This is a genomic window from Nostoc sp. TCL240-02 (assembly GCF_013343235.1).
GTDB lineage: Bacteria > Cyanobacteriota > Cyanobacteriia > Cyanobacteriales > Nostocaceae > Nostoc.
On the sequence record NZ_CP040094.1, the window covers coordinates 7,705,376 to 7,720,310 of the forward strand.

Below are 14,935 nucleotides of genomic sequence, written 5' to 3' on the forward strand. Positions count from 1 at the left end.
ACAACAAGCCCATGACCGTGGATAAACCTAATCAAGGTGCAACTTCCGAAGAATGTGCCGCTAGAGTAATGGAGACAGTTCCATTAGTGATGCGGTTTATCCGAGCGGATATGCGTGCCCATAGTGCCGCTTTTTTATCTATACCTCAGTTGCGATCGCTAGCATTTATCAACCGGAATCCTGGGGCTTCATTATCTGATCTGGCAGAGCATTTAGGTGTCACCTCTGCTACGGCATCAGCAACCATAGAACGCTTGGTACAACGCGACTTTGTGAAACGGATTGCTCATCCTCAAGAGCGGCGGCGGGTGCTGCTCAATTTAACTGAAGATGGAAAACACCATCTCAAGCAATCCCAAGATCAGACTCGCGCTCATATTACCGATCTGCTAAAAGGTCTTTCAGAAGACCAAATTTCCAACATTGAAGAAGGCTTAACTCTACTAAAAAATGTCTTCGAGAAAACAGAACTCAAAGCCCCATAACTTTGAGGTTGCACAACACGATCCCTTTGCAGCCTTTAAGTTTCGAGACTATCGGCTATTTACTATCGGACGGCTGGTGCTGTTCGTGGGGTCGCAAATGCAAACTGTAGCGATTGGCTGGGAACTCTATGAGCGGACTAACTCAGCGATCGCTTTAGGTGGTGTGGGGCTAGCGCAAGTCTTACCGATGATTATTCTCACCTTAATTGCCGGAGATGTTGCCGATCGCCGCGATCGCAAAGTGACCATGTTACTCTCGGTAATGCTGCTAGCCCTCTGCTCCTTAGCTTTAGGGGTACTTTCCTATACTCAGGGTGCAATTTTTCTAATTTACGCTTGCTTGGTATTAACAGGTGTAGCGAGGGCATTTCTCAAACCAGCCAGTGATGCTCTAATGTGGCAATTGATACCTGTTAATGCTTTTACCAATGCAGCCACCTGGAATAGTAGTAGCTTTCAGTTAGCCGCAGTCATCGGCCCAGCCTTTGGAGGATTTGGCATTGCGCTACTAGGAAGTGCTACAGGAGTTTATGTATTAGCAGCGATCGCAGCATTACTGTGTTTTATTTTAACGCTGGCGATTAAAGAGCAAAAAGTTATTCGCTCAACCGAACCAATCTCACTCAAAGCACTTGCTGCTGGCGCTAAATTTGTTTGGCAGAATCAGTTGATTTTAGCTGCGATCACATTAGATATGTTTGCAGTATTGTTGGGTGGTGCGATCGCATTGCTACCCATCTTTGCCAAAGATATTTTACACGTGGGGCCAGTGGAATTGGGATATCTCCAAGCAGCCCACTCCATTGGTGCTTTAACTATGGCCATTACCCTGGCGTATTTACCACCGTTACGCAAAGCAGGCCCAGCCTTATTGTGGTCAGTAGTTGGCTTTGGGGTTGTCACAATTATCTTTGGACTTTCTCGTTCCTTTTGGCTGTCTATGTTGATGCTGATCCTTGGTGGCGCACTAGATAGTATTAGCGTTGTGATTCGCCACACATTAGTTCAAATCAGAACACCGGATCATTTGCGTGGTCGAGTTGCTGCTATTAATAGCGTGTTTATTAGTGCCTCGAATGAATTAGGGGGCTTTGAATCAGGCTTAACTGCTGCTTTATTTGGCCCGGTGATTTCCGTTGTGGGTGGTGGAATTGGCACAATTGTAGTAGTGATTGCTACAGCTATTATTTGGCCAGGAATCCGTAAATTAGGAGCTTTGCAGGAATATAAATAGAAATACTTATCTATTTTTCATAGATAATATTTATCCCACCCCAGCAAGAGATAATAATTACAATCTTATAACTTTTGCATAGGGTGGGATTTTTGTTTAGTGAAAGTTGCATATCGCGTAATTAAAAGGTAGATAAATCCCAACTTTTGAGATATATCTAACTTCAATTCGCCCTAAAAGTTATACAATTGGCACTAAACAATCGGGAAACCGCTCCCGCCGATATTACCACCAAAATTTGGGATACTGCCCTCAGTTGGAATACCAAAACTACTCAAATTAAAGCCGCTCTCAGTTGGAATACCAAAACTACCCAAATTAAAGCCGCCCTCAGTTGGAATACCAAAACTACCCAAATTAAAGCCGCCCTCAGTTGGAATACCAAAGCTACTCAAATTAAAGTTGCCATCAGTTGGAATACCATATTTAGCAAGGTCGAAGCTAGCAGCCGTTGGTATTCCGAATGCTCCTCCAGGTGCAAACGGATCGCTGAGATTGCCAGGATAAAGACTATCCAAGGCGTTACCAGGAAAAGAATTTGCATCAAATGCCATTAGAGTCAATCCTCCCATTAGTACATAAATTTTGTGTAATCAAGAAATGCCAAGGAAGCGCAATTAAGCTTTCTTAGTAACTTTTGTTTTGTTTTTTTATTGCTAATCTTGAGATTTTTGGAATGTATTGCATAGTGGTTTCATGAAATTTACTTTCCAAAAAACCTTTAATTAACGCTAATTACTTGAAAAAATATATAAAAAATAACTGATTTTCACAATGAAAAATCTTTAGATGTTTGTGTCAAATATTTAGATACTTTTTCTACTGCAATTTGCAGGTTAAACTCATTTAAATTGGTATAAATCAGACTTGACAAATTGTCCTTACAACATCTTTTACCGCTCAAAACTAAGTTGAAAAACCAGTGATTTATCTTTAATTTTTAATTTTTTGACGGTGGTTAGCAGCTTGTAGTAAAAGAGATTCGGCAAATGCGATCGCATCACTTGCTGATTTACCACCAGCTAACTGCGCTAATTCTTCCCGGCGAGTAGTTAAATTATCCAAGGTAGTAACTCTGACAACGGTACGCTGTTCGGCATTGTCATTATTGGCTTTTTTACCTTTGCCTTGATTGATAGTTTGCTTATCGACGCGAAAATGCTGATCGGCCATTGCTGCAACTAAAGGTTGGTGGGTAACACATAATACTTGATTGCGTTGACTTAGCTGGTGTAATTTTTCCGCGATCGCTTGGGCGACTCTTCCCGAAACCCCGACATCAATTTCATCAAAAACCATTGTCCCAGCCGCATCAACCTGAGAAAAACAAGCTTTCAGCGCCAGTAAAAAGCGGCTCATTTCCCCACCAGAAGCAACTTCTGTTAAAGGTTGCAGTGGTTCTCCAGGGTTGGAACTAAACATAAAGGTAATTTTATCTGCTCCCATAGCAGTTGGGAAAGCAGGCATTATCTCAACCAGAAACTTCACCTTTTCCATCGCTAGGGGCTTGAGTTCAGCTATCAAACGTGATTCTAAATTAGCAGCCGCCTTACTCCGCAATTGAGTTAACTGATTACTTGCTTGGGTAAGTTTTTCAAAACACGCCTTTTCTTGCTGTTCTAGCTTTTCAATAGACTGTTCGCTATCGTTAAGTAAAGCTAATTCCCCTTGGATGCGTTGGTAATAAGTGATCGCTTCTGTAATTGTCGGCCCATACTTACGGCAAATTTGCTTTAATTCCTGAATCCGTTCTTCCACCTCTTCCAATCGCTGCGGATCGGCTTCTAAACTATCCCCATAAGCATTAATTTGTCTTCCCACTTCCATTACCGCAGCTTGCGCGTCCCTAACCAATTCCAACAGGTGTTGCAGTTGGGTATCGTACTCCACCATGTCATTTAATATCGCCTCACTATCTCCCAGCAAATCTCCTGCGGCTGGGGTTTCATGATCGTTTTGATACAAACCCTGATAGACTTTGTAACTCATCTGTTGTAAATCGACGACATGATTCAGGCGTTCTCGTTCTTGTCCCAACTGTTCCAATTCATTTGGTTCGCCCAGATTAGCTGCTCCCAATTCCTGCACTTGATAAGTGAGCAAGTCGAGTTGTTGCAAACGTTCCCGTTCTGATGTCCGGCGTTTTTCTAATGCTAAATGCGCCTGTTGGTAAGTATTAAAACTCGTAGCGACTTTATGACGCTGCTGCATTAAAGAGTCGCCACCATATAAATCTAACCAGTCGCGGACTTGAGCAGATTGTCCTACTTGTACCGTTTGACCTTGGGCTGTGATTTCTACTAAGCGATCGCGCATTCCTCCCATAATCTGCCGATTTACCAACACACCATTTACCCGCGATCGACTGCGGATATTACTAGCAGTGGCTGTGATTTCTCGGCTAATAACTACGCAATTTTCATCAAGCAAATCTATCTCTTGTTCAGTCAACCAAGCCGCTAGGGGGGCATTTGAGGTGAAAGTTGCTTCTACCATCGCCCGACTTGTCCCCGTGCGAATGACTCGACTAGAGACTTTACCGCCCAAAGCGGCATCAATGGCATCCAAAATAATCGATTTTCCAGCGCCGGTTTCACCTGTCAGCACATTTAGTCCCGCGCCAAATTCCAATTCCAGTTGGTCAATTAAGGCAAAGTTTTCAATTCGCAGGCAAAGCAACATCAAGCCAAATTCTCCATAAGGGCAGATGCCGGATACTTCTAATTTACAGGACAATAAGTATGATTTTTCCGCAACTAGCAATACCTAATACTATTGAACTAGTATGCCCGTTTAAGTGTAACAAACCTTTTGGGAATGGGGAATGGGGACTGGGGACTGGGGACTGGGAGGAAGATGGGTAAGAGTTCTATTGATTATCGCTCAATTCCCAATTCCCAATTCCCAATGCTCAATGCCCAATGCCCCATTTCAAATTCGTAAAGATATTGTTACAATACTTAATGTGATCGTTCTGACTGGTGGCCTTTTTCATGATTGTTAAGACACTTCCCCCTAGTTCCCGACCGATTCAGGAGGACAGTCGCAACGGCACAGATAGCCGAGGTGAACTGGACGTTATAGATATAGTGCCAGAAGAAAATGGTACACCAAACTTAGTTGTGCGTTCGCCAAGACTCTTAGCAGCCCAAAAGATCGGGGCAACAGCCGAACCTGAGACGCTTTACGATCCTGTGAGCATAGCGGCGCATTACCAAAACAGACCCCTGCAAGTTTTACGGCGGATTTTCGCCGTGTTGGGGCCGACTTTTTCCTTTGCTTTTGGGTTGTGGTCGGATAGTAAACGGGGAATTGTCGTCAAAAATGACCGCCGCCGAGCTACTCAGCTTCGAGTATTGCTGACTCAACTGGGGCCTGCTTACATCAAAATTGGACAAGCTTTGTCCACTAGACCGGATCTCGTACCTACCGTATATCTAGAAGAATTAACCAAGCTACAAGACCAGTTACCACCTTTTCCCAACGAACTTGCTTACCAGTTTATCAAAGAAGAACTAGGCGCACCTCCAGAAGAGGTTTACGCCGAACTTTCAGCCCAGCCAATTGCTGCGGCTTCCTTGGGACAAGTATATAAAGGTAAGCTAAAAACTGGTGAAGAAGTCGCGGTAAAAGTCCAACGCCCCGACTTAAGAGAGCGGATCACCATCGACTTGTATATCTTGCGTAACCTCGCCGCCTGGGTACAGAAAAAAGTCAAACGGGTAAGAAGTGACTTAGTTGGGATTCTCGATGAATTAGGCGATCGCATCTTTGAAGAGATGGACTACATCCATGAAGGTGAAAATGCCGAAAGATTTTTTGAATTATACGGTCATATAAAAGACATTTACGTACCGAAAATCTACTGGGAATATACCAATCGTCGCGTTTTGACGATGGAATGGATTAACGGTATTAAATTAACCCAGACAGCAGAAATTAGCGCCCAAGGCATAGATGCTCGTTATCTAATTGAAGTGGGTGTCCAGTGTTCCTTGCGCCAGTTGCTAGAACATGGATTTTTCCACGCCGATCCCCACCCTGGTAATTTATTAGCAACACCAGATGGCAAATTGGCTTATCTTGACTTCGGAATGATGAGCGAAATTAAGCCACCACAGCGTTATGGTTTAATTGAAGCGATCGTCCATGTCGTCAACCGCGACTTTGAAGGACTAGCAAAAGACTACGTTAAATTAGACTTCTTATCGCCAGAAACTGATTTAACACCAATTATCCCAGCTTTTGCCAGAGTCTTTGCTGATGCCCAAGGAGCCAGCGTTGCCGACCTTAACATTAAAAGCATCACCGATGAACTATCGGCTTTGATGTATGAATATCCTTTCCGCGTACCGCCCTACTACGCCTTAATTATTCGTTCCCTTGTTACTCTTGAAGGGATTGCAATATTTATAGACCCCAACTTTAAAGTCCTCAGCGAAGCTTATCCCTACGTTTCTAAACGCCTGTTAACAGACCAAGCACCGCAATTAAGAGCATCATTGCAAGACTTGCTATTTAAAGATGGCAGATTTCGCTGGAATCGCTTAGAGAACTTGTTACGTAATGCACGTAACAGTCAAGACTACGACTTCAACTTAGTGCTGAATCAGGGAATAGAATTTCTGTCATCTGAACGTGGTGCTTTCATCCTTGACAAGCTAGTAGATGAATCTGTTAATGGACTCGATGCTTTAAGTAAAAACGTTTTGCACAACTTCACCACCCTCTTACGGGAACGAGTTGGATTGACAGCAGTTAATGAAACTCCAGCAGCGACGGTTGAGCAACAACAAACCTTAGAGCATATCAAACATATATTAGGTATTCTCCGAGAAACACGAGGCTTTGACCCACTGCAACTTGCGACTCAAATTTCTCAGTTATTGGTAAATTCAGATGTACAACGTTTAGGTCAACAAATTGCCAATCGCTTCACGCAAAAAGCTGTAGCTAGATTGATTCGGCAATTATTGGCATCGTAGTAAGAGTTATGAGTTAAAAAATTCCTTTAACTCATAATTCATTAACATTTATAACTATATAACCAAACTCTCTCAGCTTTTCTAAAACCCTATTTGCACTTTCGCAAACGGTTTATTGGTTAGTTTTGCATTTGACTTCAAGACGGAGTGGTATTTCATAAGGATATCAATACCAGTGAAGTTCTGAATTTCTCCAATCTGGCTTTTTTATAAAGGCATTCATGTTTCAGATGGTGTTTAAATTTTCCGAAGTTTTGAACATCAGACTTCTCACCACTTGAAACATAATTATGAATTATAAGTTTTTAAGGTTTCCCTATTCGCCTATAATGTGATTGCAGTAAACCACTAGAATATTGTTTTGAGCTAATAAGCTCCAATTTTTCTTCAGGGGTAGGCGGTGGGAAAAGCTGTATACCACTACCTAAAATAGTTGGAATCGTTGAAATAATATATTCGTCAATCAAGCTGTGCTGGAGAAATGAATTGATTAATGCTCCGCCACCAACTAGCCAGATATTTTCAAAACCTTGAGCCTCTATATATGCTAGGGCATTCTTTACTGTATCAGAAACAAACACAACATCCTTCCGGTCAGATTGGAAATGGCGTTTGGTGAAAACAAATGATTTCTTCCCCGGATAAGGCCATTTATCAAAACCAAGCCCTACTTCATAAGTATTGCCGCCCAAAACAATAGCATCAATGGATTCGTAGAAAGCACCATAACCGTAGTCTTCCTCCTCTGTATCAAGGATTGATAGCCAATCAATTCCGCCATCACTGCGAGCAATGTAGCCATCCAAACTAGCTGCAATATAGAGCGTAACTTTCGTCATTTTACTTTCAATTAGTTACGTTTTTTGATTGTGCGATTTAAACCGACCTGCAATAAATTCTCGCTTAGATAAATGTTTTGTATTGCGTTTGGTAACTCGCTTTCGCCACATCTGGAAACTAGATTCTTTCATTTCACGCCTCATTAGGGCAATTACCTGTTTCTCCAGTAGCCCAAACTGAGCCTCGATCGCATCAAAAGATGTTCTATCTTCCCATGCCATCTCAATAATGCGATTTATAGTTTCTGAATCGAGGTTAGGTAGCTTCATTCCTTTTCTAACAATTGGTAAATTCGAGCTATATACATTTTACTTTTCATTTTGAAGAAGCGTTGTGTCTGCTGCACCCAGTTGTAGACCATAGAGGTTGGCGTATACACCTTGCCGATCTATGAGTTCGGCGTGAGTACCTTGCTCTACAATTTGTCCCTGCTGAATTACTAATACCTGATCTGCCTGAGTAACTGTGCTGAGGCGGTGGGCAATTACAAAACTGGTACGACCTTGCAGCAAACGTGCGATCGCACTTTGTACTAGCGCTTCTGTGCGCGTGTCAATGCTGCTGGTGGCTTCATCAAGAATCAGAATGCGTGGGTTAATTAATACCGCACGGGCAATACTGATCAGTTGTCGTTGTCCCTGGCTCAAGGGCGCTCCTCGTTCACCCAATTGGGTTGTATAGCCTTGTGGTAGTGAGGTAATGAACTCATGTACATTTGCCAGTTGTGCAGCCGCTTCAATGTCAGCTTGGGTAGTATAGGGAGCGCCAAAGGCAATATTTTCGGCGACAGTACCACTGAACAGAATATTATCTTGTAAAACAATGCCAATTTGACGGCGCAGACTTGCTTGAGTAACACTACGCACATCAATATCATCAATTTTTACTGCACCACCAGATACATCGTAGAAACGCAAAATCAAGTTAATAATTGTACTTTTTCCCGAACCGGTCGGCCCGACTAATGCAATCATCTGCCCTGGATAGGCGTGTAAATTCACCCCTTTGAGAACCAATTGATCTGGGTTATAGCCAAACTTGACATTCTCAAATCTCACTTCCCCCTGAATCGGCGGCATTTCTGTCGCATCGGGTGCATCTTTGAGTTCTGACGGTTCATCTAGTAATAGAAAGATTCGCTCTAATCCGGCGAAGGCAGATTGAGCTTGGGTGTAAAACTGGCTGAGAATCTGAATCGGGCGGAAAAACTGCTGAACGTAAAGTAAAAAGGATGTCACCACACCCACTGTTACAGCCCCAGTGACGGCAAGATAGCCACCATAAGCCAGAACACCTGCGGTTGCAAGTGTGTTGAGAAAATCGATGGAGGGCAAAAAGGCTGAAGTAATTGCTACAGCCTCGACGTTGGCATCACGATTGGCGGCGTTAAGAACGTCAAATTGGGCGATGTTTGTCTGTACCCGATTAAATGCCTGTGCTTCTCTGACACTGCCAATGTCTTCTTCCAACTTGGCGGAAAGCTCACCGATGGTCTGTCGGGTAACGCGAAACCTGGCTCTTGCCCAACGTGCAAACAAACTTGTGGTCAAAATCATCAGTGGCACAACCAGGTTGCTCAACAAACCGAGTTGTAGGTTGATTGAGAGCATGGCAATGACTATACCGACCAAACTGAAAATGTTGCCCAGCATTTGGGCGATCGTCAGTCCAAATGCCTGATTCACAGTATTGACATCATTCAGCAGACGGCTCATTAAATCGCCCACTTCGCTGCGATCGAAAAAGCTGAGGGGCAGACTTTGGATTTTGAGAAAAATATCTTGCCTCAGTTGAGCCAGCAATCGCTGCATAATCCATCCGACTCGAATAATTTGACCCCGGATTGCTAAAACGCCAAGTCCGTAGTTGAGGGCTAGTAGACCTAATAACAGTAGGAGTCCCTGTAAATTACCTTTTTCAATTAGGCGATCGATTGACCAACCGAGGAAAAATGGCCCAATTGCCTGGGTTACAGCACCAATAAATACTAATGTCAGGGCGATGGGAATTTCTTTGCGATAAAGTAGCAGGTATTGCAAAAAGCGCCGTAGGGTGGAGAGTTGCTTACTTGACTGCTCAAATGCAACAACGGGAATAGTGCCTCTCATAGCAATTTTGGATTAAGGGTTTTTGCTTTTAATTAGGTTGTTATAAAAGTCTCGAACAAGACTATTTATTAATACGGTTCAGTTAAGGCTTAACTCTTTGTCAAGGTCAATTTTTTTAACGAACCGCCAAGGACGCAAAGGACGCAAAGTAAAAGAAGAAGGAGAAGGAAGAATACTTAACTGAAGTGGATTAGTTATTTATGTTAGTTTTGTATCATTTTTTTCTTTAGCCTTTACCTGAGATTCCAAAATTGCACCGTAGAGGGGGCTGGTTTCCATCAATTCTTCGTGAGTGCCTTGGGCGACTAATCGACCTTTATCCATGAGAAAAATGCGATCGGCATTCTTGACGGTGCTAATGCGTTGAGCTACTACAAAAGTTGTACAAGCTTTTTGGCGCATTAAGCCATCTAGTTCGGCTTGAATATGGGCAGCAGTTTTGGCATCCACGGCTGAGGTGCTATCATCCAAAATCAGAATGCTGTAATCGGTTAGCAAGGTTCGAGCGATCGCAATTCTTTGTTTTTGTCCACCAGATAAGCCTACGCCCCGTTCACCCACAATCGTCTCGTAGCCATCGGGTAAACTGATAATAAAATCGTGCATTTGGGCGGTTTTTGCAACCTCAATCACTTGCTCTAGGGTTGCATCGGGTTTAGCGTAGGCAATATTGTCGCGGATTGTGCCAGAGAAAAGGGTGGTTTCTTGAAATACAATGCCAATTCGCGATCGCAGGCTTTTGAGCGTGAAATCTTTGACATCTCTTCCGTCAATGCGAACTGCTCCCCCTGTGACATCATAAAAGCGGGCAAGCAAGTTCATAATTGTGCTTTTCCCGGAACCAGTCATGCCGAGAACGGCGATTAGCTCTTTGGGTTTTGTTTCAAAGGAAACTTCTTTGAGAGTTTCGGTACTGGCTCCTGGATAGCGAAAGGAAACATTTTCAAAGGTTATTCTACCAACGCAGGTGTCAAATGGAACAGCACCAGGGCGATCGCGAATTTCGATTTCTGCATCGACAACTTCATAGACTCGTTCAGCAGAAGCCGATGATTGAGCGATCGCAGGTGCAGCAAATCCAATCAACAAAATTGGTTGGAGAATCAACGCCAAATAGGAGTTAAACGCCACCAGTTCGCCAATGGAAAATCTACGCCCAATTACCTGCGCTCCCCCGTAGCCGAAAACTGCCAGTGTGACAAAGTTACTCAACAAAAAGATAAAGGGAAAGGTATTATGGATGGCGCTAATGGTCTTCATGTTTGCCTTCACTAGACCATCATTTAGGGTTGTGTAACGCGACCTTTCGGCTGATTCTCGGACAAAGGCTTTCACTACCCGTATTCCTAACAAGTTCTCTTGCAATACAGCATTGAGGTCGCTTAATTGCTCTTGTACTTGCCGAAAAAGTTTGTTATTTCGACCGACAAATCTTGCCATCAACCATGCTGATATGGGCACTGCTGTTAGGGTAATCAGTGCTAGTTCCCAGTTCATCACCAGCAAAATTACTGCAATAGTTACTAGTGTGACAATTCCACCAATGACCTGAATTAAGCTAGTACCAACAAAGGTACGGATCTGCTCAATATCACTGGTGACACGAGTCAATAGTTGGGAAGTCTGCGCTTGGTCATGATAGCTGAAACTGAGATTTTGAATTTTGCTGAAAATCTTGTTTCGCAGGTCATAAGCTACACCCTGAGAGGCTGCTTCTGCTAAATAGCTTTGCCCAAAGTTAAATAAACCACGAGCGATCGCGGCAAGTACCATCCAGGCGGCGCTGTATAGCACAACTTGGAGGTTTTGTTGGGTAATACCCTGATCGATTCCCCATCTAAATAGTTGTGGAGTCACCGCATTTGCGATCGTCAACAGCAACAGGCTGACCAATGCCCCTAGCGAAGTCCATCGGTAAGTGCTTAAACTTTTCAGCACACGCTGCATTGACTGTATCGACGAAGTTTCCTGGAGTTTTGGTTGCTGAACCACTAGAATTCACCCCTCTATCTTTGGAAAATTATCTCGCACTTTGATTGTAAGAGGTTGTTTGAAAAGTTTTGAGGGGTTAAATTTTATGCTAATCGCCCATGATCCGGATCGTGGCAAGGTAAATAGGCGTTGCATAATAAAAGGATGAATTGAAGTGTTCTACTGTGCAGTGCCCATACTCTGAATCTACAGAGATTAGAAAAAACTGAAAGCGACGAGTTAAGTAGAATTTCATCTGTGTCCAGTATTGTTATTTTGAAATCTAAGTATAAAAATATACTCTATATTTCTGAATATCCCGCATTTATGCAACGCCAGAAATTCATATTGGATGCGGGTCAGATTGCTGGGGTATGCTTTAAGCTAATCGGCATTCAAGCTGCAATATAGCTGAGATTGCCTTTGTTTTTGATTTGGCGATGCCACTTAATCACTAACTCGCCTTGATTCAAAAGCTTATCTAGCAGTGATTTTAATTCATCTACTGATTTAAATAAGCGATGAGCAATATATTCTTTACATGAGTGCCAGACTAACTCAATAATATTGTAATCAGGGCTGTAAGGGGGTAAAAACTCTAAAACAAAATTTGGGAACTCTTCAGATATTTTAGCTATAATGTCTTTGCGTTTATGAAAACTAGCATTATCTAAAACTAAAATAATCTTCGGCCCAGATTTTACAAAATCTTCGCCAAGGTTTCCTTTACTTATCCACTCCTGTTTAATTAATTCAAATAATAGTTGTAATTGCTCGTAAAAAATATCTGCATTACCTTTTTTCACGAAAAAGCATACCCGCTTTCGGTCTAATTCTCGGATTGCTCCCATCACATTAACCCGACCACAACGCCGTTGCCCTGGAACATTTTTACGTTTTCCTTTTTTACTCCAATTCTTGCGTCGAATTACACGTAAACTAAACCCGCTCTCGTCCCAAAACCATACCTGTAGACGCTCTGGCTGTTCTCGTGCAATCAATAAATATTGGGTAAGTTTTTCTTTAAATTTTGCTCTATCTACTGGATTTTGTTTATCCTTTAGATCATATTTAGCCCAAATATAACTATACTTTTTTTTCGCTTTAATATCCTCCTCACTTGAGAGCTACTTAAATCAATACCTGTTTTCTCGGTTAAATAAGTAGCTAATCTTTCTGCTGTCCATTTCCCAAATTCGTAACCTAATGATGAGGGTTCTTGAGCAACAGTTTTTAATAAAAGTTCAATATATTCAGGAGTGGCTTTTCGCCAATGTTCGTACTCTCTTTTATTATGTAAGGTTTCTAAATTATCTGGATCTCCATGCATACACCAATATGCCACTGTTCTATGCGAACAGCCTAAAAATTTTGCAATTTCGTGTTGTGGCTTCCCATCATTTTGCAGAAGAATAATTAGAATTCTTTCCCTAATATGCGGTAGGTTGCTCTCTTTTAGAGCTTCCTGTAGCTTGCTGACTTGCTCCTGTGTTAAAAAGTTCTTGGCTGGTGGCGGCATAGGTGCTTTGAAACGGCTTCATCTTCTTATTATGCAACTTAAGTACCGATTAGCTTACTGATGTCCCTTTCTCGGTGCTGTCTATTATCTATTTACAGACTATACTGAAAGAGCTTTTTTGCCATCTCTCCAACTTTTCAAATAACCTCTTAAGAGAAATCATATGAATCTCTCTGGTAGCGAATTAAGAAGGATAGTAAATGCCATTCTTAGTGCTTATCCCACTCAAGCGGATTTGGCAATGATGGTTCAGTTTGAATTAGAAGAAAATGTAGATGCGATCGCAGGAGGTGGTAATCTCACTCAGTTAGTATTTAATCTAGTGACAAAATGGGCAATTCCTAGAGGTAAAATCTCTCGTCTAATTATAGCCGCCTACGAAACTAATCCTGGTAATCCTGAACTCAAAGAATTTTATGAGTCTGTGGTTTTCAAGAAACGGTTTATTGTGGATTCTTCTGTCAAAACTCAGGATTTTGGGCCCGATATTAGCTGGCGTGGAGAAAGCGATGAAATTCAACTGCAAAGTTGGTTACAACCTGAACCAGATTATTGGGATGTGGGATTTTTAAAACGAGCAATTGAACAATCGGCATCCGTCTGTCGCCTTGAAATTCCCTCTCGTAAGATTATGGGAACAGGAGTTTTAATTACCCCTAATAAAGTGTTAACTAATTATCATATTGTAAAGTATAGTGAAGAAGATAATTTAGAAACTAATGTTTTAAATGCTGTCTTAAAATTTGGTTGTTTGACTTCTGATAATGGTCTAGAAACTCAAGGAAAATCTTTTAAATTAGATAGACAAAAGCCGATTTTATGCTTTAGCAAAACTGAAGATTTAGATTATATTTTATTACAAGTTGAGGCAAAAATTACTCAAGCAACCGACATAAAACCTGCTCGTTGGGATAGTCATAAATTACCTCTTGAAAAAATGAGACTTAGTGTGTTACAACATCCTGAAGGCGACTCAATGAAATTATCAGTCAGTCAAGATGGTATTACAGGAGTTTATCAAAATAGTGGTTTAGTTCAATATGTCAATAAAACCGCTTTAGGTTCAAGTGGTTCCCCCTGTTTTGATGAAAATTGGTATTTAGTAGCCTTACATCATGCTCAAAGAGCAAAGACTTTTGGCTCAATTAGAGAAGGAATTTTATTTGTTTCTATTTATCAAGAAATTAAAGATTTTTTAAATTAATTAAAGGAGCTAATATGGGACGGAGAATTATCACAAGTCAGCTAGAAGCAAAGGGCGAAGAAGGAAAATTAGATAGCTACTTTGAGAAATTAATTAAGTATGTTCCAACCGAAATTGTAGGTGGTTGGATTGCGACTACTGGACTGATTAAAGGTGCTATTAACATACCAATAAATACTATTTTATGGATTTTATTGGTTATCTTTACTGGACTGACCGCTCTTTATATTCTTAAGCAAACCTCTGAGCCGAAAAAGCCCTTAGCTCTTAAACAAACTGGCATTTCTACTATTGCTTTTATAGTTTGGGTATTTGCTTTAGGAGAACCTTTTGATTCTTTAAGTTTTTATAATCCTGTCTATGGGTCAATTCTGTTGATTTTGTATAATTTAACTATTCCTTTAATTAATCCTGTTGAAAATGGCAAAAAAAATAGTATTTCGTAGTCACAAAAATTAGGAGTAAATGTACTAAAAAGCTAAAAATGATGCAGAATGAAAATTGTTATTACAACTTTCCTAACTATTATCTAATAAATTATTAGAAAGCATTATTAATGATTCTTCAGAAGAATCGAATATTGGGAGAA

The 14,935-nt window shown here is 41.5% G+C and carries 11 protein-coding genes and 1 pseudogene; 5 read left to right on the forward strand and 7 right to left on the reverse strand.

Annotated elements, in window-relative coordinates; translation table 11 throughout:
• Nucleotides 1–11 precede the first annotated feature (11 nt).
• Nucleotides 12–485 carry a MarR family winged helix-turn-helix transcriptional regulator gene (locus FBB35_RS33075; RefSeq protein ID WP_174713352.1) on the forward strand — a complete coding sequence of 158 codons (474 nt, stop codon included), beginning with the start codon at nt 12–14 and terminating at the stop codon, nt 483–485.
• Entirely contained in the window at nt 451–1,719 is a 1,269-nt protein-coding gene (locus FBB35_RS33080; protein WP_174713353.1) for an MFS transporter, read from the forward strand. Before FBB35_RS33075 ends, FBB35_RS33080 begins: the two co-directional genes overlap by 35 nt.
• Before the next feature lie 194 nt (nt 1,720–1,913).
• On the opposite strand, the gene FBB35_RS33085 is transcribed toward FBB35_RS33080, so the two are convergent.
• Nucleotides 1,914–2,273 (reverse strand): hypothetical protein, encoded by a 360-nt coding sequence (locus tag FBB35_RS33085; protein WP_174713354.1) that lies wholly within the window; start codon nt 2,271–2,273, stop codon nt 1,914–1,916.
• 379 nt (nt 2,274–2,652) lie between these two features.
• Nucleotides 2,653–4,401, reverse strand: a complete 1,749-nt coding sequence (gene recN / locus FBB35_RS33090; protein WP_174713857.1) for a DNA repair protein RecN — start codon at nt 4,399–4,401, stop codon at nt 2,653–2,655.
• A gap of 311 nt (nt 4,402–4,712) precedes the next feature.
• Between recN and FBB35_RS33095 the strand changes: the two genes are divergently transcribed.
• Nucleotides 4,713–6,704: an AarF/ABC1/UbiB kinase family protein gene (locus FBB35_RS33095; protein ID WP_174713355.1), complete on the forward strand. Its 1,992-nt coding sequence runs from the start codon at nt 4,713–4,715 to the stop codon at nt 6,702–6,704.
• 305 nt (nt 6,705–7,009) lie between these two features.
• Here the strand turns inward: FBB35_RS33095 and FBB35_RS33100 are convergent, their stop codons facing one another.
• From FBB35_RS33100 to FBB35_RS33120, 5 genes and pseudogenes are all read right to left on the reverse strand, one after another.
• Nucleotides 7,010–7,543: a dihydrofolate reductase family protein gene (locus FBB35_RS33100; RefSeq protein WP_174713356.1), complete on the reverse strand. Its 534-nt coding sequence runs from the start codon at nt 7,541–7,543 to the stop codon at nt 7,010–7,012.
• Nucleotides 7,544–7,558: 15 nt separating this feature from the next.
• Complete coding sequence (locus tag FBB35_RS33105; protein WP_114083097.1) at nt 7,559–7,813, reverse strand: TIGR03643 family protein; 255 nt, start codon at nt 7,811–7,813, stop codon at nt 7,559–7,561.
• A gap of 39 nt (nt 7,814–7,852) precedes the next feature.
• On the reverse strand, nt 7,853–9,652 hold the full coding sequence (locus tag FBB35_RS33110) for an ABC transporter ATP-binding protein (protein WP_174713357.1): 1,800 nt from the start codon (nt 9,650–9,652) through the stop codon (nt 7,853–7,855).
• A 198-nt stretch (nt 9,653–9,850) separates the two neighbouring features.
• The gene (locus tag FBB35_RS33115) at nt 9,851–11,644 is read right to left on the reverse strand and encodes an ABC transporter ATP-binding protein (RefSeq protein ID WP_174713358.1); all 1,794 of its coding nucleotides are present in this window, start codon (nt 11,642–11,644) and stop codon (nt 9,851–9,853) included.
• Nucleotides 11,645–12,018: 374 nt separating this feature from the next.
• Nucleotides 12,019–13,142: pseudogene (locus FBB35_RS33120) on the reverse strand (IS630 family transposase).
• 163 nt (nt 13,143–13,305) lie between these two features.
• Between FBB35_RS33120 and FBB35_RS33125 the strand changes: the two are divergent.
• Nucleotides 13,306–14,346 (forward strand): effector-associated domain EAD1-containing protein, encoded by a 1,041-nt coding sequence (locus FBB35_RS33125; protein WP_174713359.1) that lies wholly within the window; start codon nt 13,306–13,308, stop codon nt 14,344–14,346.
• Between the two features lie 14 nt (nt 14,347–14,360).
• Nucleotides 14,361–14,792 carry a hypothetical protein gene (locus tag FBB35_RS33130; RefSeq protein WP_174713360.1) on the forward strand — a complete coding sequence of 144 codons (432 nt, stop codon included), beginning with the start codon at nt 14,361–14,363 and terminating at the stop codon, nt 14,790–14,792.
• Nucleotides 14,793–14,935: the final 143 nt, after the last annotated feature.

Excerpts from the sequence above, each read along its gene's own strand:
- FBB35_RS33085 (WP_174713354.1), bottom strand. The coding sequence starts at position 2,273 with ATGGCATTTGATGCAAATTCTTTTCCTGGTAACGCCTTGGATAGTCTT.
- FBB35_RS33110 (WP_174713357.1), bottom strand. The coding sequence starts at position 9,652 with ATGAGAGGCACTATTCCCGTTGTTGCATTTGAGCAGTCAAGTAAGCAA.
- recN (WP_174713857.1), bottom strand. The coding sequence starts at position 4,401 with ATGTTGCTTTGCCTGCGAATTGAAAACTTTGCCTTAATTGACCAACTG.
- FBB35_RS33075 (WP_174713352.1), top strand. The coding sequence starts at position 12 with ATGACCGTGGATAAACCTAATCAAGGTGCAACTTCCGAAGAATGTGCC.
- FBB35_RS33105 (WP_114083097.1), bottom strand. The coding sequence starts at position 7,813 with ATGAAGCTACCTAACCTCGATTCAGAAACTATAAATCGCATTATTGAG.
- FBB35_RS33095 (WP_174713355.1), top strand. The coding sequence starts at position 4,713 with ATGATTGTTAAGACACTTCCCCCTAGTTCCCGACCGATTCAGGAGGAC.
- FBB35_RS33130 (WP_174713360.1), top strand. The coding sequence starts at position 14,361 with ATGGGACGGAGAATTATCACAAGTCAGCTAGAAGCAAAGGGCGAAGAA.
- FBB35_RS33080 (WP_174713353.1), top strand. The coding sequence starts at position 451 with ATGTCTTCGAGAAAACAGAACTCAAAGCCCCATAACTTTGAGGTTGCA.
- FBB35_RS33100 (WP_174713356.1), bottom strand. The coding sequence starts at position 7,543 with ATGACGAAAGTTACGCTCTATATTGCAGCTAGTTTGGATGGCTACATT.
- FBB35_RS33125 (WP_174713359.1), top strand. The coding sequence starts at position 13,306 with ATGAATCTCTCTGGTAGCGAATTAAGAAGGATAGTAAATGCCATTCTT.